This window comes from Bradyrhizobium sp. Ash2021 (assembly GCF_031202265.1).
In the GTDB taxonomy this organism is placed as follows: Bacteria; Pseudomonadota; Alphaproteobacteria; order Rhizobiales; family Xanthobacteraceae; genus Bradyrhizobium.
This window is the reverse complement of record NZ_CP100604.1, coordinates 6330157-6348411: the sequence shown is the minus strand read 5'-3', so window position 1 is coordinate 6348411 and position 18255 is coordinate 6330157. Positions and strand designations below refer to the sequence as shown.

Below are 18255 nucleotides of genomic sequence, written 5' to 3'. Positions count from 1 at the left end.
CGACGGCGCTTCGCCCGCGACGGTACCTTGAGGCTGAAAGTAGTTTTGGAATGGGGCGAACGGCTGCCGCTGGAATCTGGTCGCTGGGCCGCGCATTGGCGCGGACGGCCAGATCTTGCATCGGCCTGCCGTCATCGCGCTCGATCATCCTCGTCGTCGCCGGTTTGACGCTGTCCTTGCCCTGCCGGGCGCAGGATCTGGCCAAACAAGACCCGGTCAAGGGCGAGGCGAGTTTTTCGGCCGCCGGCGGTTACGCGCGGCTGGTGCTGAAGCTCGCCGAGGACGTCGAATCCGAAGTCACCACGGCCGGTTCGATCATCGTGATCCGGTTCAAGCGTCCGGTGGACATTCCGGTCGACAAATTGTCGGACGCGGTGCCCGACTATGTCGGCTCCGCACGGCGCGATCCCGACGGCTCCGCGATCCGGCTGTCGCTGCAGCGTCGGGCGACCGTCAACACCATGACCGCGGGCGAGCGGATCTTCGTCGACTTCCTGCCCGACAGCTGGACCGGCCCGCCGCCCTCGCTGCCGCAGGAAGTCATTCGCGAATTGTCGGAGCGGGCGCGAATTGCCGAACGCGCGCTTCGCTTGCAGCGCGCGGCCGCGGCGTCGAAAAGAAAGCCGCCGGTTCGCGTCCGCGCCTCGGTGCAGCCGACATTCGTGCGCTTCGTGTTTGAAATGCCCGATGGCGTCAATGTTTCGTCGGTGCTCAACGACCAGAAGCTGACATTGCAGTTCAACAGCGTGCTGGCCTTCGATCTGGCGGATGCCAAGGTGGCGGCGCCGCCGAACATCGCCTCGATCAGCCAGCGGGTCGATGTCGATTCCTCGGCGGTCGACATCACGCTGATCGGTGAAGTCGACGTCCACTCGTTCCGCGAGGAGAAGAACTACATCATCGACGTCGCCTTCCAGCAGGCCGAAAAGTCCGCCGCGGCCGAATTGCCTGCCGCGATTGCGGCGCTTGCCCCCACCGCTGCACACGCTCCGGCACCGGCCGCCAGCGACAGGCTGGCCAGGGAGTCGATGCCGCCGCAACAGCCGGCGCAGGTCGCGTCGGTGACCTCGGAGACGTTCGCCGAGGAGGCGAAGATCGAGATCAAGCCCGAACAGGCCGCCAACGCAGCGCCCGCGGCGGAGCAGACAGCGCCGGCGGCGGAGAAGGCTGCGCCTGCGTCAGAGAACACCGCGCCCCCGGCCGAGAAGGTTACGGCTGACAAGGCTGCGCCCGAGACGGCTTCGCCTGCGCCCGAGATGGCCGCTCCCCAGGAGGCGCCGAAAGCGGAGCATCGGGTGGAGGAGAAGCAGGCCGCCGCAAACGAGGCTGCGAAGCCTGCACCGGCAGCCCAGGAAACGCCGGCTCGCGCGTCGGAAGCCCCGCCAAAGGTGTCGCCCGCTGCGTCCCCACCTTCGGCCGAAAATCGCGGCACCGGCAAGGCGGTTGCCGTCGACGCGCGGCGGGACAGCGACGGATTTCGCGTGACGTTTTCGTTCGGTGCGGCGACGCCCGCGGCGATGTTTCGCCGCGCCGACACCGTGTGGCTGGTGTTCGATTCGAACAGGGCGATCGATGTCGAGCCGATCCGCGCCAAGGCCGGCGCGATCATCGGCGACGTCAGCCGGTTGCCGCTGGAAAAAGGCCAGGCCATCCGGTTCCGTCTCAACCGCCCGCAGATGCCGTCGCTGACCGGCGACGACCGCGCCACCGGCGAGAGCTGGACGCTGACATTTGCCGACCGGGTGCAAACGCCGCCGCTGCCGCTGACGGTGATCCGCAACATCACCGACCCCGCGCGCGCCAATGTCAGCGTGCCGCTGGCGAACCCCGGCACGCTGCACCGGCTGGTCGATCCCGACGCCGGCGATATGCTCTGGGTGGTGACCGCGCCGCCGCCGACCCGCGGCTTCATCAAGCGGCAGGATTTCGTCGAGCTGTCGCTGCTGGAATCCGTTCACGGCGTGGTGGTTCGTCCGAACTCCGACGATGTCAGCGCCGAGGTCGGCGCCGACAAGGTCATGCTCGGCAGGCCGGGCGGTCTCACGCTGTCATCGGCTGACGTCGCGGCCGAACGCGCCACCGCCGCGGTCCGTCCGCTGTTCGACGTCAACGAATGGCGCAAGAACCGGGAGGAGAAATTTCTCGCGCGGCTGGACGCGCTGATCGCCGCTGCCGCCGCCGCCGCGCCCGACCTGCGCTCGCAGGCCCGGCTCGACCTTGCCGATTTCTACATGGCGAACGGGATGTATGAGGAAGCCCACGGCCTCGCCAATCTGATCCTCTCGGAGACCAAGCAGGGGACCGAGGACGCCGGCGTGATGATGGTGCGTGCGGTCTCCGGCATCCTGATCGGCCGGCCGGACGGGGGATTGAAGGATCTCGCCAACCCGGCGATCGGAAACGGCTACGATTCCCAATTGTGGCAGGCGCTGGCCTTTGCGCGCCAGGGCAAATGGGCGGATGCGCGCGAGAAGTTCAAGAACGCCGAATTCTCGATCGCGGTGCTGCCGCTGGAGCTGCAGCGCATCGTGACCGCGGAGGCGATGCGGGCATCGCTCGAAGTGAAGGATTATGCCGGCGCCTCGCGTCGCCGCAGCGAGCTCGAAGTGGTCGGCGTCCCCAAGGAGATGAAGCCTTCGGTCGCGGTGTTGCGCGGGCGGCTCGCCGAGGCGCTCGGACACGACAAGGACGCGCTCGATGAGTACAGGTTCGCGGCCAACTCCGCCGACCGGCCTTCGGCGGCCGAAGGCAGGCTGCTCGAGGTGTTGCTGCGGCAGAAGCGCGGCGAACTCGGCCAGGCCGAGGTCCTGCGCGAGCTGGAGACGCTGTCGGCGATCTGGCGCGGCGACGGGATCGAGGTGAAGACGCTGCAGACGTTGGCGCGCATCTATGCCGATACCGGGCGCTATTCTGAATCGTTCGCCGCGGTCAGGACCGCAACAAGGCTGCAGCCGAATTCCGAACTGTCACGGCAAGGCCAGGATGCGGCGTCGGCGCTGTTTGCGCAATTGTATCTCAGCCCCAAAGGCGAGGACATGAAGCCGATCGATGCGCTCGGCATGTTCTACGAAAACCGCGAGCTGACGCCGATCGGCCGGCGCGGCGACGAGATGATCCGGCGGCTGGCGGACCGGCTGGTTGCGGTCGACCTGCTCGATCAGGCAGCCGAGCTGTTGCAATACCAGATCGACAAGCGGCTGGAGGGGGCTGCGCGCGCGCAGGTGGCGGCAAAGCTTGCGATGGTCTATCTGACCAACCGCAAGCCGGACCGCGCGATCGCCGCGCTTCGCACCACCCGGATCGCGGATCTCTCCGGGGAGTTGCGGCAGCAGCGGCTGCTGCTCGAGGCACGCGCGCAAAGCGACGTCGGGCGCCACGATCTCGCGCTCGACATCATCTCCAATATCACCGGGCCGGAAGCGATCCGGCTGCGCTCCGACATCTACTGGGCCTCGCGGAAGTGGCGCGAGGCCTCCGAACAGATCGAATTGTACTATGCCGATCGCTGGCGCGACTTCACACCGCTCAACGCGGCGGAGAAGGGCGACGTGATCCGCGCCGTGGTCGGATATGCGCTGGCGGAAGATGCCATCGGCCTGGCGCGATTCCGCGAGAAATACGCGCCCTTGATGATCGGCGAGGCGGACCGGCTGGCGTTCGACACTGCCAGCAAGCCGGCCACCTCCAGCAGCGCCGAATTCGCCCAGATCGCCAAGATGGCCGCCAGCGTCGATACGCTGGACGGCTTCGTCCGTGAAATGAAGACCCGCTTCCCGGACGCCACCGCGCGCGCGCCGCTGCTGCCGGAAGCCAGAGCCGACCCGGTCCACACCGGTTCCCTGCCGGCGATCGTCGGCTTGAGGCAGATCGGCGCGGCGCGATAGCACCTCCTTCGTCCCCTCGACAGATGCGCGCCGACGCGGCAACCTGCGGCGAACAATACTTTGGGGAGGACGCCGTCACCATGAGCAAGCCCGTCAAGACCGAAGCCGAACTCATTGCGATGGCAGCAGCCGAATTGAAGGTTCACGCCGATTGTCCGGATGGAATGGTCATCGCCGTGATCCCCGACGGCGATAGCTGGGAATTCCGCGCCAAGGCCGATGCGGCAACCGTTGCCAAACCCGGCTATCCCGAATGCGTCGCGATGCTGGTGCAGATCGGCGACCACCTCAGCAAGCAGTATGACGTGAAGGGGTGAGGGGCACGCAGCCTTACCGGCCGCAGTTCTGCGCGAAGCGTCTGCGACCGGCGATCAGGCATCGACCAGCCCGAAGAAGCTGGCGAGCGGGCAAGGCTACTTCGACATCACTTCATAGACCCTGATGCTCGATATGAACGGATTGCCTCGCGCCATCTCCTCTGCGTCATCAAGGCTATCTGCCTTCACTGTGGTGAAGCCGGTGATGGATTCAAGCCCCAGTGGCAGGTCCCTGGTCCCGGCTTTCGAGATTTCTCGGCCCCGACTGAAATGGCCGCCCATGTCGATGATATTGTCTTTCATTGCCTCGAACCACTTGCCCCAGGCCGCCATGATTTCCGGCGTTGGCTTTTCAAATCCGTAATGCAACAAGATAAACTTCTTCATTGTCCTCTCCTTGATGTTGGTCGAACAAGATCTGGAATCCTCCAGCTGGCTCCGCCGCCTACTGCTTCGTCATCATCCCACGCCTGCGTTCCGCGAGGTCGAACAGTTGCGGCAGCTTGCGAACGAGCGCTGCCGAGCCACTCACTATCGCGCGCTTCGCCGCTATCGCATCATCGAGCGACACGCCCATGCCAACGATCTGGAGTACAACGTCGAACGGCGCTTCCAGCGTTCCCTTGCAATTGGTGATGCCCTTCTGGATAGCCGTTCCGCTCTGGCCGCCCGCAACGGTAAAGCCGGCAGATTTCTTGCCATGCGTTACGACCAGACCGACGTTCATTTCGGGCACCGGCGTGCGCTTCGCGATGGCATCCAGGCCGAGCAGCACCCAATCCGGCTCGAACGTGTCCCCGGGCACCGGCGGAAACAGAAAGCGGCCTCCCCAGCGGATCAATTCCCGTATTGCCGGTTGAATCTCGCGACCGATATCGGTCAGTTCATAGAGCTGTGCATTGACCGGCCTCGGCAAAGTGATCCGGCGAACCACATTGCTGTCGATCAAAACCGTGAGACGCGCCGTCAGCAAAGTCGGGCTCATCCCGTCAAGGTGATCCATGAGATCGCCAAACCGCTTCGGCCCAAGCAGAAGCTCTCTGATGATCAGCAGCGTCCAACGCTCGCCAATGAGCTCCGCGGCCCGGGCGAGCGCGCAAAACTGCGGGTAGTGGATATTGCTCATGGCTGAAAAATCGTCGTGTCAGCCTCCAGTATCAATCTCGGTGGGCAAGGGCGGTCAGGGGTCCCACGACCAGGAACTGCAGGATCGTGAAGGCGGTTTCGAGAGGCACATAGTCCGAGATCGAGGCCATCGGGTGTTTTGCCGCAACCGCCAGTGTCGTGAATGACCACGATAACAAGCCGGCACCCAGCCCGTACAGCAGCCCATCTTTCAGGATCGAATCGCGATGACCGGCAAACACACGAGGGAAAACCCACGAGAAGATGACGGCCTGGATCATCATCGAAGCCAACCCGAAGGGGATGATCGGATCGGCACGGTAGATGTGAAGTGCATGGTATTGCGGCTCGAACAGAACGAGATGCCAAACATATGCAATCGGAAAGGTGGGGATGAGGTAGGCGGCGATACCGAGCCACAAGCCGCGGGCACTCGCCGGGTGCCTGGTGTCAGGGGCAATCGCCATGGGCTACTCCAAGGTATACTACATTTTTTATAGTAGACACTACAAAATATGGAGTCAAGCGTGCGGCGGCGATCCGAGAACCGTGAGCTCACACCGACGAGTGTGATGGCGGAGCCTCGCTCATAGGTCGCGCATCAAGCCGGCTGCAGCAGCGGCGCCTGGGCAACGCCCGGATTTTCCGTTTCCGCAAAACCCGCTTGCAAGACTTCTTCGCGTTTGTGACGAAGATGCGTACGCAGGATGTGCGCCAGTCCCAGTCCGTCGCGGCGTCGCAGCGCATTCAGGATCGCCTCGTGTTCCTGAAGCGCCAACGCCCAGCGCGGCGGCGTCATCGGGGTCACATAGCGGGCGCGGCGGATGCGCGCGGTCACCGATTCATAAAGCCCCGATAGCACCGGGTTGCCGGCGGCGGTGACGATGGCCTCGTGGATGGCGCGGTTGCAGCGGTAGTACTGCAGCAGATCGCTGTTTTGGTAGTGCTGCGCCATCGCGGCGTGGGTGGCGGCGACTGCGGCGATCTCCGCATCGGTGATGCGCTCGCTGGCGAGTTCGCCGGCCAGGGCCTCAAGGCCCTGGCAGACCTCGAACAGGTCGCGCATGTCCTTGTCGGTGAGCTTGGCTGCGCGCGAGCCACGGTTGGGCAGGAGTTGGACGAGGCCTTCGGCGGCGAGCACCTTGAGCGCCTCGCGCAGCGGTGTGCGCGAAATTTGCAGCTTCTCGCAGAGGTCGCGTTCGGGAATCCGCGCCCCCGGCGGAATTTCGCCTTCGAGCAGCATCGCGCGGACCCGGCCGACGACCTCCTCATGCAGCATGGTTCCGTCGATCCTCTATTTTTGAATTCAAAATGGTCAATAACATCGGAAAACGGAAAGTTCTAGCTTGATAAATCGAAGTTTTGCATTCAAAATCTGAAAAACTAGAAAAGGAGGCTTGGGGATGAACCAGCAACTGGCCGAGCGGGAGGATCTCCTCTTCACGCTCGACGACGGCATCGGCCGGATCGTTTTCAATCGCCCGCAGGCCAGGAACGCCTTCACCTTCGAAATGTATGAGCGCCTCGCCGAGATCTGCGATCGGGCCAACACGGACCGCGCCATCAAGGTCCTCGTGCTGCGGGGCGCCGGCGACAAAGCCTTCGCCGCCGGCACCGATATCAACCAGTTCCGCGCGTTCGAGACGCCGCAGGACGGGATCGAGTATGAGCGTCGCATCGATCGCGTGCTCACGACCCTCGAACAATGCCGGGTGCCGACCATCGCTGCGATCACCGGTGCCTGCACCGGCGGCGGTGCAGCCATCGCGGCCACCTGCGACCTGCGCATCGGCACCGCGAACACCCGGATCGGATTTCCCATCGCGCGGACGCTCGGCAACTGTCTGTCGATGTCGAGTATCAGCCGTCTCACCGCGCTGATCGGTCCGGCACGGGTGAAAGATCTGATTTTCACGGCGCGGCTCGTCGGGGCGGAGGAGGCGGCCTCGGTCGGCCTTCTCACCGAAGTCGTCGACGATCTGGCGGCGCTCGACAAGCGTGCCGATGAAGTCGCGAGACTTGTCGCAAGCCACGCGCCGCTGACGCTGAGCGCAACCAAGCACGCGGTCGCGCGATTGCAAAAACGGCTTACGAAGGACGAAGGCGAAGACCTGATCCTGATGTGCTACATGAGCCGGGATTTCCGCGAAGGCCTCGATGCGTTTCTCACCAAGCGCGCGCCGCAATGGCGCGGCGAGTAGGAGGGCGCATGCCGACCCGCAACAACAACACCCGTGCGCGCGCTACGGGGCCGCTTGCCGGCCTCAAGGTGGTCGATCTCACCCATGTGATGGCGGGCCCGACCTGCACCTTGATGCTGGCCGATATGGGCGCCGACGTCATCAAGATCGAAAAATCGCCGAACGGCGACGACACAAGGCATTCGATCCCGCCGAAGATCGGCGACGAGGCCGCATCCTTCCTGATGATGAACCGCAACAAGCGCGGCATCGTGCTCGATCTGAAGACCGCGGGCGGCAAGGCCGTACTGCGGCGGCTGATCGCCGACGCGGACGTCCTGGTGGAGAATTTCGCGCCGGGGGCGATGGAGCGGCTCGGCTTCGGCTACGCGGAGTTGCACAAGGATTTTCCGGCGCTGATCTATTGCTCGCTGTCGGGCTTCGGCCGCACCGGTCCCTACAAGGATCGCCGTGGTTTCGATCTGGTTGCGCAGGCGATGAGCGGCATCATGAGCTTCACCGGCGAACGTCCGGACGGGCCGCCGGTGAAATGCGGGCCGCCCTTGTCGGATATCACCGCCGGGCTTTTGGCGAGCATGGGCATCCTCGCCGCCTACACGCATCGGCTGAAGACCGGCGAAGGCCAATGGGTCGAGACCTCGCTCTACGAGGCGGCGCTGGTTCAGACCTATTGGCAGTCGACGATTGCGCTCGCGACCAATGTAGCGCCGCGCGCCATGGGCTCGGCGCATCCATTGAACGCGCCTTACCAGGCTTTCGAGGCGTCGGACGGCTGGCTCGTGGTCGGCGGCGCCAACAGGAAGCACTGGCTATTGATGCTGGAGGCGCTCGGCGCGCCGGAACTGGCATCCGATCCGCGCTTTGTGAACGGCTCCGACCGCATGGCGCATCTTGCCGAGCTCGAAGCGGTGTTGAGCCGGCATTTCCGGACCCGCACCAGGGCGCATTGGCTGGCCGCGCTCGAGGAGAAAGGCGTGCCCTGCGGTCCCGTCCACGACATGCTGCAGGCGCTTGAGGATCCGCAGACGCTGGCGCGCGAGATGGTGGTTGAGGTCGAGCATTCGACGATCGGACCAGTCAAGACCATCGGGCTCCCGGTCAAGTTCTCGGCAACGCCGGGCAAGGTGCGCTCGGGCGCGCCGGTTTACGGCGAGCACACCCGCGAAGTCTTGCGCGAATACGGTTTCGACGAAAAGCAGATCGAAGCGCTCGAAAGGGAAGGGGCGGTCGTTGCCGCTGCCCCTAGCCGCAAGGCCGGCCAGCAGGTCGCCTGATCAACAGTCCAACATACTCTTCTTAAAAAAACAACGAGACGGGGGAAACATGAACATCACGTCAAGACTTCTGTTGTCCACGGCCGCGATCCTGCTCGCCGGCGCGGCGCCTGCTTGCGCGGCCTGGCAGCCGCAGAAACCGATTGAGTTCGTGGCGACGGCGGGGCCGGGCGGCGGCACCGACAATCTTGCCCGCGCCGTGCAGAACATCGTCACCAAATACAAACTGACCGATCAGCCGGTGGTGGTCGTCAACAAGGCCGGCGGCAGCGGCGCCGAAGGTTACGTCTATGGCAAGGCCTCGGCCGGCGATCCCTACAAGGTTATCTTCGGCACCTCGAACGCCTGGCAGCAGCCGTTGGTGTCCAAGGTTGCGTTCAACTACACCGATCTCACGCCGATCGCGGCGATGGCGCAGGACGAGTTCCTGCTCTGGGTGAAACAGGACGCGCCCTACAAGACCGCCACGGACTTTCTCAAGGCGGCGGCCACGGGCGATTTCAAGATGGGCGGCGCCCAGTCGAAGGATACCGACGAAGTGCTCACGCGCCTGATCGAGAAGGCCGCGCATGTGAAGTTCACCTACATTCCCTTCAAGAGCGGCGCCGAGGCCGCGGTGCAACTGGCCGGCGGCCACATCGACTCCCACGTCAATAATCCGAGCGAGAGCCTCGGACAGTGGCGCGGCGGCACGCAGCGTCCGCTCTGCGCCTTCAGCCCCAAGCGGTTGCCGCAAGGGCCGAAGATCACCGCGACCGAAGGCTGGAGCGACATTCCGACCTGCGTCGAGCAAGGCCTCGCCATCTCCCAGTACGAGCAGCCGCGCACGGTATGGCTGCCGGGCAAGGTCAGCGCCGACCAGACCGCGTTCTATCAGGATCTCATGAAGAAGGTTCAGGCGACGCCGGAGTGGAAGGACTACATCGAGAAAACCTCGCAGGTCGATACATTCCTCAGCGGCGATGCATTCGACAAATTCATCAAGGAGGACCTCGAGCATTTGAAACAGGTGGCGGCCGAGCAGGGCTGGTTGGTCAAGTGAACGGACCGCGGCGGTCTGGACAAGGATCGCGCCGCGGCCTGATGCGCGGCGGGAGGCATCGATGATATCGCGACGGGTGCTCGAGGTTTCGACGGCGGCGCTGACCGGGAGTTTTGGTCTCGCGGTCGCCGTCTCGAGCATCGACAACGGCATCGGCTGGTCCACGGCGGGCGTCGATTCCGGCACGTTTCCTTTCCTGGCCGGAGTCATCATCGTTCTCGGCAGCCTTTACAATCTCGGACGCGGCGCGCTGACGGGGGGCGCCGTGGTGGTCTCGCGTTCCGATCTGCGCCGCGTGGCGGCGTTGTTCGTTCCGGCCGCGATCTTTATCGGCGTCATTCCGGCGATCGGCATCTATCTGGCTTCCGCGGGCTATATGTTCGCCGTACTGGCGCTGCCGAAACATCAATCGCTGCTTTATTCGTTCATCATCGCGGCCCTAACGCCGGTCGCGCTCTACGTCGTGTTCGAGCGCCTGTTCCTGGTGACGCTGCCGCACGGCGCGCTCGCCGCCGCGCTCGGCTTCTGACGGGGGCGGCGATGGAAAACATCGATTTGCTGCTGCACGGCTTCACCATCGCGATCACGCTGCCGCATCTGGCGCTGATGGTGATCGGCGTGCTGCTCGGAATTCTGGTCGGCGTGCTGCCGGGCCTCGGCGCGCCGAACGGCGTATCGCTGTTGCTGCCGCTGACCTTCGGCATGCAGCCGGTCTCGGCGATTATCCTGCTGTCCAGCATGTATTGGGGCGCGCTGTTCGGCGGCTCGGTGACGTCGATCCTGTTCAATATTCCCGGCGAGCCGTCATCGGTCGCGACCACCTTCGACGGTTATCCGATGGCGCGCGACGGCCGACCGACGACCGCGCTCGCCACCGCGTTCGGATCGGCGGCGTTCGGCGCACTGGTCGGCGTGATCCTGATTACCTTTCTTGCCTCCTGGGTAGCGAAGGTTGCGCTGGCGTTCGGACCGGCGGAATATTTCGCCGTCTACTTCCTGGCTTTCGCCAGCTTCGTCGGCATGGGCGGCGCGCCGCCGGCCAAGACCATCGTTGCGCTCGCGATCGGCTTCGCCATCGCCGCGATCGGCATCGATACCGTGTCCGGCAGCGTGCGGCTCACCATGGGCATCGATGAACTGGTGAAAGGCGTGAATTTCGTCGTCGCCGTGATGGGCCTGTTCGGTATCGGCGAGCTTTTGATCGCCGTCGAAGAGGAATTTCACGCCCGCGCGGTGTCGTCGAAGATCGAGTGGCGGGAAGTATTCCGGGCGCTGGGCCGTCTGCCGTGGCATGGCGTTGCGTTGCTGCGCAGCGCCGCGATCGGCTGCTGGATGGGAATCACCCCGGGTGGCCCGACGGCGGCGTCGTTCATGAGCTACGGCATCGCCAAGCGGTTCTCGAGCCGCGGCAAACACTTCGGCACCGGCGAAGTCGAGGGCATCATCGCACCGGAGACCGCCGATCACGCCGCCGGAACCAGTGCGCTGCTGCCGATGCTGTCGCTCGGCATTCCCGGCTCGGCGACCGCCGCCGTCATGATGGGCGGCCTGATGATCTGGGGCCTCAATCCCGGGCCGATGCTGTTCATCGATCAGAAGGATTTTGTGTGGGGCCTGATCGCCTCGATGTATGTCGGCAATATCGTCGCCGTCGTGCTGGTGCTGCTCACCGTTCCCGTTTTCGCCGCCTTGATGCGGATTCCCTTCGTCATCATCGCGCCGCTGATTGTGATCATCTGCGCGGTCGGCGCCTATTCGGTCTCGAACTCCTATCTCGACGTGCTCTTGATGCTCGGGTTTGGCGTGGTCGGCTACCTCTTCAAAAAGCTGTCCTATCCGCTGGCGCCGCTGGTGCTGGCGATCGTGATCGGCGACAAGGCCGAGGATGCGTTCCGGCAATCGATGCTGATGTCAAAGGGCTCGCTCGGGATTTTCTTCGCCAACCGGCTGGTGACCAGCCTTGTCGTCGGCGGCGTGGCGCTGCTGCTGCTTCCGCTCGTTCTGCAGGTCGTGCGCATGCGGCGCGGAACCGCGCCCGATCGAGCCAAGCCTGAGGAGATGCGGATCATATGAACGCACCTGGCAGCAGCCGCCCGATTATCGCGCTCGCGATGGGAGATCCCGCCGGCATCAGCCCCGAGCTGACCGCGAAGCTCACAGCCCTTGACGAGGTCCGCGCCTGTGCGCGCGTCATCGTGATCGGCGATCGCCGCGTATTCGACGAGGGGGCGCGTGTCGCGGGCATCAAGCCTGATCTCGGCAATGTCAAGCCGGATGCCGACCCGCGGTCGATCAACGCCAGCGCGGTGTTCATGGATCTTGCCAATCTCGACCCGGCCACGGTCGAACGCGGCGCAGCCTGCAAAGCGGGCGGCGCGTTTGCGCTGGCGAATTACCGGCATGCCCTGACACTGGCGGGCGACGGCCACGCCGACGCCGTGTGCTTCACGCCCTTCAACAAGAAGGCGATGCGGCTGGCGCGTTCCGGTTATGACGACGAAATCGCGTTCTCTTCCGAAGTGGTCGGCCTGCGAACGCCGGCCAGCGAGTTCAACGTGCTCGACAAGATCTGGAATGCGCGCGTCACCTCGCATATCGCGCTCAAGGACGTGTCGTCGCAATTGAGCTTCGAACGGATCAGCCGGGCGCTGAAGCTGACCGATGCCTGCATGCGCCGGGCCGGCTTCAGCAAGCCCCGCATCGCGGTCGCCGGGCTCAACCCGCATGCCGGCGACGGCGGCAATTTCGGCCGCGAGGAAATCGACATCATCGCTCCCGCCGTCATGGCCGGCAGGGAAGAGGGGATCGCTGCCGAAGGACCGTTTCCGGCCGATACCGTGTTCCTGCGTGTGAAAAATGGCGCCTTCGACGCGGTGCTGACCATGTACCACGACCAGGGCCAGATCGCGATGAAGCTGATGGGGTTCGATCGCGGCGTAACGCTGCTGGGCGGTTTTCCGTTTCCGATCTGCACGCCCGCGCACGGCACCGCCTATGATATCGCAGGCCAGGGCATCGCCTCGATCGGAGCCACCCGCGCGGCGGTATTGCTTGCGGCGGAGATGGCCAACGCGCGCCGGGCGTGACGCCGCCATCGTTGAGGGGCGATATCAGCCCCGCAGCCGCCTCACCAGCGCCGCAACGAAGCGGTCGGCGTCGGCTTCGTCGTTGTAAACGTGCGGCGAGATGCGCATGCGGCCAAGCCGCGCCGCGACGTGGACGCCGTCGGCTGCAAGTCCCTCGATCAGTTTCGCCGGCATCCCGTCCTTGAAACCAAGGCTCAGGACATGCGGCGCCCTGACATTACGCGCCGGCACGCTGACGCCGAGACCGTGCACGCCGTCCGCGATCCGGTCCGTCAACATCGCGAGACGCTGCGCGACGGCTGCCGCACCCCATTCGGCCATCATTTCCATGCCAATGGACGCCATCTCCATCGAGATGAAATGGTCGCGCTCGCCCATGTCGAAGCGCCGCGCATTGCCGACATAGCCGAGGTCCGAGAAATAGACGTCGTTCTCGGCGCGCACGTCGCGGCGGCCGGCCGCCGTCTGCTCGAGCGGAATACCATTTTGATGGCGTTTGGCAACGTAGGCAAACGCCCTGCCGTAGGGGCCGAGCAGCCATTTGTAGGTTGGGAACAGCACAAAATCCGGGTCGAGATGTCCTACCTCCATCGGAAGTACGCCGGCACTTTGCGTCGCGTCGACCAGAAAGAGGGCGCCTTGCCGCCGCAGCGCCGCAGCCACTTTTTCGAGATCGATCAGCCCGCCGTCCGACCAGTGCACTGATGAGATCGATGCCAGGCCGACCGGCGGCGCACCGGAGCGTTCGATCGCCGCGAGAACCGCCGAGGTCCAGTCGCCATCGTCAGGTTGGCGCACCGTCTCGATGGCAAAACCCTGCGCGTCGGCCCTGGTCTGCCATTCCAGCACCGGCGAGGAATGATCGTTTTCCAGAACGATGATTCGCGTGCCGCGGGCGATGGTCACGAGCTTCGCGGCCGTCGCCACCCCGTAACTGATCGAGGGGATCAGGGCTATGTCGGCGGGATCGGCATTGATTAGCCGCGCCGCGGCGGCCCGCGCGCGCTCATGCTGCCTATGGGCGAAGCCGGCGTCGAGTGTCCAGGGCGTCCCTTTGCGGTCGACCGCGGCGCGGCCGGCTTCCAGCGTTCGCCGCGGCAACGGGCTGTAGGAGGCCGAATTCAGGTAGCAGATGTGGCGCGGCATCTCGAACAGGTCACGTTGCGACGGCAGCATTTCGGTCTCTCGGTTGCACTATGATCTTGATAACCTATCCGGGCCGCGCCAGCCACCGAGGTCGCCGGTTGGCTGTCTTGCGTGCCGCGCGGCGGCGATCCGGGGCGGAGTTGAGGCAGGGGACTTGTTTCCATGAAGCTTGAACGTCGACAATGCACAGCGGATTCTGCTGGGCGGCGTTCACCAATACCAGCCGCCGCAATTCGCGGATCGATGGCGACCTCGACGCGCTCAATTGGGACATGGTCGGCAAGGTCGAACATTGGCAGGTATAGGCTGCAGCGCTCCGCAAACGCACTCCAAGGATGCTATTTTTCGAGCGCCGACACCGCCGGTGGGCTAGATCTCGGGGGCCGGCCCGGCCCGGCAAGACCGCCGAGACCCGCGTTTAACGCCGCCGCCTGCCTGTTATTCCACGCGGCGGCTGCATGGCCCAATGCCAGAACCTTTTTGCCTGTGGGGTTACCTATGCATAGGGCTGTATTACCGGGTTCTCGCATGACGTCTTTCCGACCCACGAAAATCGAGCAATTCGCGTTTGAAGCGAAGCTCAACCGGTTTTTCGGGGAGCATGTATACGACCAGGTGTTCCTTGGACTCGAGATCGTGGAGGTTGTCGACGACGAGCTGCGGGCCTGGTCGCCGTCGGAGCATTGTGCCGCGGTGATCGACCTGCACTATTCGAAGAAAGTCGCGTGGATCGCGCAAACCCTGTTCAACCGGCCGGTGCGGCAGGTCCGCGTTCTCGCCCGCGGAATGAGCCATAACGCGCGCGAACAGCCGGTCTGAGCGATCGGGTTTCGTCGCCGGAACGCGTCAACGGCGGCATCAAGCCGTATTGCCGGCGTCGATCGTCATCACGGTGCCGGTGATGTTGCTGCCGCCGTCGCCGAGCAGATATTCCACCATCCGGGCCACATCGTCCGGGGCGGCGAGGCGGCGCAACGCGCTGCGGCCGGCGATCCGCTTGCGCTGATCCTCGGCAAGATCCTTTGTCAGTTCGGTATCGATAAAGCCCGGCGCGATCGCGTTCACGGTGATCCCGAGCTTGCCTACCTCGCGCGCGAGCGAGCGGGTAAAGCCGGTCGCCGCCGCCTTGGTCGCGCCGTAGACCGACAGGCCGTTGTAACCCGTCGTCGCGATGATCGAGGACATGTTGACGATGCGGCCGGCGCCGTCGGCCATCATCTGGCGCACGACATATTTCGTGAGAATGATCGGCGAGAGGATGTTGAGGCCGACCAGGGCCTCGATCTCGCTGTTGTGCATGGTGGCCAGCAGTCCCTCGGTGCCGATGCCGGCATTGTTGACGAGGCCGTAGATCGCGCCGAATTCGTCGCGCAGGCCTTTGACAAAGGCGGGGATGGCGCCGGTTTCGCTGAGGTCGAATGCCCTGAAGTGAATGGCGCCGGTGCCGGTCGCGGCATCGCGGATGGCGTCGCTCAGTTCATCGCTCGGGCGCCGCGCCACCGCGATGACATTGTAGCCGGCCGCGGCAAGCCGTTGCACGATCGCAAGCCCGATGCCGCGGCTGCCTCCGGTCACCAGGACGTTACGCATCGTTTCGCGCCAGCTTTCCGGCCGCCGTGATGTCGAGCGATGCGACAAAGCGGATCACGGCGGGCACCTTGTGCGCGGCGAGCTGCGCCCGGCAATCGGCCAGAATGTTGGTGCGGATCTCCTCGCTGCGGTCCGGGCCGCAGCCATCGGCCAGAATGACATCGGCCACCACGATCGCGCCGGTGATCGGACTGCGGCGCGATTTGGCGCGCGACATCCGCACTTCCGCGTGCCGGTTGATGACGGCTTCGATCTCTTCGGGATGCACTTTCAGCCCGCCGATATTGATGATGCCGCCGCGGCGGCCGACGAAATGATAGCGGTTGCCGCGCAACTCGACCATGTCGCCGGTATCGACGAAGCCGTCGCCGTCGGTGAGCGCGGCGGCGTGCCGGCCGACATAGGCGTGCGCGGTGCGCGTCGAGCGGATCCGCAGCGATCCGTCCTCGATTTTCATCTCGACGCCGCCGTTTCTGTCGCCGACCATATGGGCCGGAAAACCTTCGCGGCCGTCATTGACCGCAAAGCCGACGCCGGCCTCGGTCGAGGCATAGGCGTGGCCGATCGAGGCCTTTGGATATGCCTTGCTCAAACCGTCGAGCACGGCCTGATCGGCGATCTCGCCGGACAGCCGAACGTAGGATGGAGAAAACCCGGAGGCCGATCCGCTCATCAGAAGCTTGCGCCAGTGCGACGGCGTGCCCGAGATGTGGGTGACTCCCATCTTGTTCAGGCGCGCGACATGATCGGCGACCGGCTCTTCCGGCTGCGACAGCACCATCGAGCCGCCGCCGATGATGGCGCGCAGGAAGATCTGGAGGCCGCCATAGCGGCGGATGTCATAGAAGGTCGCCCAGACGGCCGGGCCGCCGCGGGCGGGGCCGTCGGCGATGATCGCGCCGGTCAGGCCTTCCAGGGTGTGACGGACGATCTTTGGTACGCCCGAGGTGCCCGACGTCAGCATCAGCCACTCGGTCGCGCGCTCGGTTCGTGCGCGACTCGCCCCAGCTGCGGGCGATCGGGCCGTAACGTCCAGGTCGATCCCGGCGGTGTTCCACTCGGCTGGCCGGTCGGTCACGACGGCATCGATCCCGGCGTCCTGGACCAGCGAGCGGACGTGATCGGCGCTGACATCGGGCGGACACAGCAGCATGCGCCGGGCGACGCCATCGAGCTCCGTCATCGCAAGCCCGGACATCAGTTGATCGGTCACCGCCAGCAGCACGGCGCGGCCGGCGAGTTCGCCGAGACGGTTGCCGAGGCAGGCCCGTTCGAGAATATCGGTCAGCGATACGATCTGTCGCGCATCCGAAATCGTCCGGCCCGTCAGCTCCGGGCCGAGATAATCGCGGAGCGCAAAAATCTCACGCGGGGACATTTTCATACGCCCTGACGAAGTCGCCGATCGTGAGCGGGAACGCGGCATCATCCGCGATCGTGAAGGGGTCGACGCCGAGATCGTCTTCGAGACGCGCCACCAGGATGGCGAAGCCGAGCGAGTCGAATCCGGTTTCGTGAAGCGACAGTTCGTCATGCAGCGGCGGCAGCCTCACCTGCTGCTCGACGGCGATCTGCTGCATCGCTGCAATGATCCTTAACCTTACCGACATGGATTCTTTTGCCTTCCCATTGAAGTGTGAGAGGACATCATAGAATGCAAAAGCGAAATAGCGCCGCCTTTCGTCGATCTTTTGGGTTCATTGGTAAACATGATCCTCGCCGCAAAGCCCCGGATTCGCGAGATATTGGAGGCCGATCTCGAGACGGTCGGCGACCTCCTGACTCGCGGGTTCGTGTACCGGCCGCGTGAGTACTGGATGCGCGGCCTGCACCGCCAGGCCACCAGACCCGTGCCGCCAGACGTGCCGCGCTACGGCTATCTGCTCGAAAATGAGGGCGTGCCGGTCGGCTGCCTGCTGCTGATCTATTCGAGCAGGATCCTCGACGGCCAGACCGTGACACGCTGCAACGTGTCGAGCTGGTATGTCGATCCGGCGTTCCGGAACTACGCGGCGCTGTTTGCCTCGATGGCGCAGAAGCGCAAGGACGTCACCTATCTCAACGTCACGCCGGCCACCCGCACCTGGCCGATCCTCGAAGCGCAGGGATACCAAGCCTATTGCCGCGGCCGGTATTTTTCCGTGCCTGTGCTGTCGGGCGGCGGACGCGGCATGCGGATCGAGGCGGTCGGCGCGGATACGAAAGCGATCGAGGGCCTGGCGGACGCGGACCTGGAGATGCTGCGGCGTCACGCCGAATATGGCTGCCTCAGTCTGGTCTGCCATACGAACGAAGCTGCATTGCCGTTTATCTTCTTCCCGCTGCGCAAGCGCCGCGGGATCATTCCGGTGCCCGCGATGCTGCTCGGTTATTGCAACAGCGTCGCGAATTACGTTCGTTGCGCGGCTGTGATCGGCCGCTATCTGCTGTGGCACGGCAAGCCGGTGGTCATTGTCGATGCGAACGGGCCGGTGGCCGGGTTGACCGGGGTCTATCGCGAGCCGCAGGGCCGCAAATATTTCAAGGGGCCGCATCGCGCCGCGCTCGGCGATCTCGCCGACACCGAACTGGCGATCTTCGGCATGTGATC

General features: G+C 64.6%; 19 protein-coding genes. 11 read left to right on the top strand and 8 right to left on the bottom strand.

The window, feature by feature from the left end:
• The first annotated feature begins 50 nt into the window (after positions 1 to 50).
• Both NL528_RS30770 and NL528_RS30765 read left to right on the top strand, forming a co-directional pair.
• On the top strand, positions 51 to 3884 hold the full coding sequence (locus NL528_RS30770; RefSeq protein ID WP_309178121.1) for a tetratricopeptide repeat protein: 3834 nt from the start codon (positions 51 to 53) through the stop codon (positions 3882 to 3884).
• An 80-nt stretch (positions 3885 to 3964) separates the two neighbouring features.
• Positions 3965 to 4201 carry a hypothetical protein gene (locus NL528_RS30765; RefSeq protein WP_309178120.1) on the top strand — a complete coding sequence of 79 codons (237 nt, stop codon included), beginning with the start codon at positions 3965 to 3967 and terminating at the stop codon, positions 4199 to 4201.
• 96 nt (positions 4202 to 4297) lie between these two features.
• Here the strand turns inward: NL528_RS30765 and NL528_RS30760 are convergent, their stop codons facing one another.
• The 4 genes from NL528_RS30760 to NL528_RS30745 form a co-directional block, all read right to left on the bottom strand.
• On the bottom strand, positions 4298 to 4588 hold the full coding sequence (locus tag NL528_RS30760; RefSeq protein WP_309178119.1) for a hypothetical protein: 291 nt from the start codon (positions 4586 to 4588) through the stop codon (positions 4298 to 4300).
• A 58-nt stretch (positions 4589 to 4646) separates the two neighbouring features.
• Positions 4647 to 5327 (bottom strand): helix-turn-helix domain-containing protein, encoded by a 681-nt coding sequence (locus tag NL528_RS30755; protein WP_309178118.1) that lies wholly within the window; start codon positions 5325 to 5327, stop codon positions 4647 to 4649.
• Positions 5328 to 5358: 31 nt separating this feature from the next.
• Complete coding sequence (locus NL528_RS30750; protein WP_309178116.1) at positions 5359 to 5793, bottom strand: hypothetical protein; 435 nt, start codon at positions 5791 to 5793, stop codon at positions 5359 to 5361.
• 134 nt (positions 5794 to 5927) lie between these two features.
• Positions 5928 to 6605 carry a GntR family transcriptional regulator gene (locus tag NL528_RS30745; protein ID WP_309178115.1) on the bottom strand — a complete coding sequence of 226 codons (678 nt, stop codon included), beginning with the start codon at positions 6603 to 6605 and terminating at the stop codon, positions 5928 to 5930.
• 124 nt (positions 6606 to 6729) lie between these two features.
• On the opposite strand from NL528_RS30745, the gene NL528_RS30740 reads away from it, so the two are divergent.
• The 6 genes from NL528_RS30740 (at position 6730) to NL528_RS30715 (ending at position 12929) form a co-directional block, all read left to right on the top strand.
• Positions 6730 to 7527 carry an enoyl-CoA hydratase/isomerase family protein gene (locus NL528_RS30740; protein WP_309178114.1) on the top strand — a complete coding sequence of 266 codons (798 nt, stop codon included), beginning with the start codon at positions 6730 to 6732 and terminating at the stop codon, positions 7525 to 7527.
• Between the two features lie 8 nt (positions 7528 to 7535).
• Positions 7536 to 8801 carry a CoA transferase gene (locus tag NL528_RS30735; RefSeq protein ID WP_309178113.1) on the top strand — a complete coding sequence of 422 codons (1266 nt, stop codon included), beginning with the start codon at positions 7536 to 7538 and terminating at the stop codon, positions 8799 to 8801.
• A 49-nt stretch (positions 8802 to 8850) separates the two neighbouring features.
• Positions 8851 to 9843 (top strand): tripartite tricarboxylate transporter substrate-binding protein, encoded by a 993-nt coding sequence (locus NL528_RS30730; protein ID WP_309178112.1) that lies wholly within the window; start codon positions 8851 to 8853, stop codon positions 9841 to 9843.
• A 61-nt stretch (positions 9844 to 9904) separates the two neighbouring features.
• Positions 9905 to 10372, top strand: a complete 468-nt coding sequence (locus tag NL528_RS30725) for a tripartite tricarboxylate transporter TctB family protein (RefSeq protein WP_309178111.1) — start codon at positions 9905 to 9907, stop codon at positions 10370 to 10372.
• An 11-nt stretch (positions 10373 to 10383) separates the two neighbouring features.
• Entirely contained in the window at positions 10384 to 11916 is a 1533-nt protein-coding gene (locus NL528_RS30720) for a tripartite tricarboxylate transporter permease (RefSeq protein ID WP_309178110.1), read from the top strand.
• The gene (locus NL528_RS30715) at positions 11913 to 12929 is read left to right on the top strand and encodes a 4-hydroxythreonine-4-phosphate dehydrogenase PdxA (protein WP_309178109.1); all 1017 of its coding nucleotides are present in this window, start codon (positions 11913 to 11915) and stop codon (positions 12927 to 12929) included. The genes NL528_RS30720 and NL528_RS30715 overlap by 4 nt, the downstream gene beginning before the upstream one ends.
• 24 nt (positions 12930 to 12953) lie before the next feature.
• On the opposite strand, the gene NL528_RS30710 is transcribed toward NL528_RS30715, so the two are convergent.
• A complete protein-coding gene (locus NL528_RS30710; RefSeq protein WP_309178108.1) occupies positions 12954 to 14105 on the bottom strand; it encodes an aminotransferase class V-fold PLP-dependent enzyme in 1152 nt (383 codons plus the stop codon).
• A gap of 152 nt (positions 14106 to 14257) precedes the next feature.
• Here NL528_RS30710 and NL528_RS30705 point away from each other — a divergent pair, with 152 nt between their 5' ends.
• Together NL528_RS30705 and NL528_RS30700 are read left to right on the top strand one after the other, a co-directional pair.
• A complete protein-coding gene (locus NL528_RS30705) occupies positions 14258 to 14380 on the top strand; it encodes a hypothetical protein (protein WP_309178107.1) in 123 nt (40 codons plus the stop codon).
• A 223-nt stretch (positions 14381 to 14603) separates the two neighbouring features.
• A complete protein-coding gene (locus tag NL528_RS30700; RefSeq protein WP_309178106.1) occupies positions 14604 to 14894 on the top strand; it encodes a hypothetical protein in 291 nt (96 codons plus the stop codon).
• A 39-nt stretch (positions 14895 to 14933) separates the two neighbouring features.
• Here the strand turns inward: NL528_RS30700 and NL528_RS30695 are convergent, their stop codons facing one another.
• Genes NL528_RS30695 through NL528_RS30685 form a run of 3 tightly spaced genes read right to left on the bottom strand, consistent with a single transcriptional unit; the run spans position 14934 to position 17275 of the window.
• A complete protein-coding gene (locus tag NL528_RS30695) occupies positions 14934 to 15665 on the bottom strand; it encodes an SDR family NAD(P)-dependent oxidoreductase (RefSeq protein ID WP_309178105.1) in 732 nt (243 codons plus the stop codon).
• Positions 15658 to 17043 (bottom strand): fatty acid--CoA ligase family protein, encoded by a 1386-nt coding sequence (locus tag NL528_RS30690; RefSeq protein ID WP_309178104.1) that lies wholly within the window; start codon positions 17041 to 17043, stop codon positions 15658 to 15660. The genes NL528_RS30695 and NL528_RS30690 overlap by 8 nt, the downstream gene beginning before the upstream one ends.
• Positions 17030 to 17275 carry a phosphopantetheine-binding protein gene (locus NL528_RS30685; RefSeq protein ID WP_309178103.1) on the bottom strand — a complete coding sequence of 82 codons (246 nt, stop codon included), beginning with the start codon at positions 17273 to 17275 and terminating at the stop codon, positions 17030 to 17032. The genes NL528_RS30690 and NL528_RS30685 overlap by 14 nt, the downstream gene beginning before the upstream one ends.
• A 102-nt stretch (positions 17276 to 17377) precedes the next feature.
• On the opposite strand from NL528_RS30685, the gene NL528_RS30680 reads away from it, so the two are divergent.
• Positions 17378 to 18253 (top strand): acyl-CoA acyltransferase, encoded by an 876-nt coding sequence (locus tag NL528_RS30680; RefSeq protein WP_309185084.1) that lies wholly within the window; start codon positions 17378 to 17380, stop codon positions 18251 to 18253.
• Positions 18254 to 18255 lie beyond the last annotated feature (2 nt).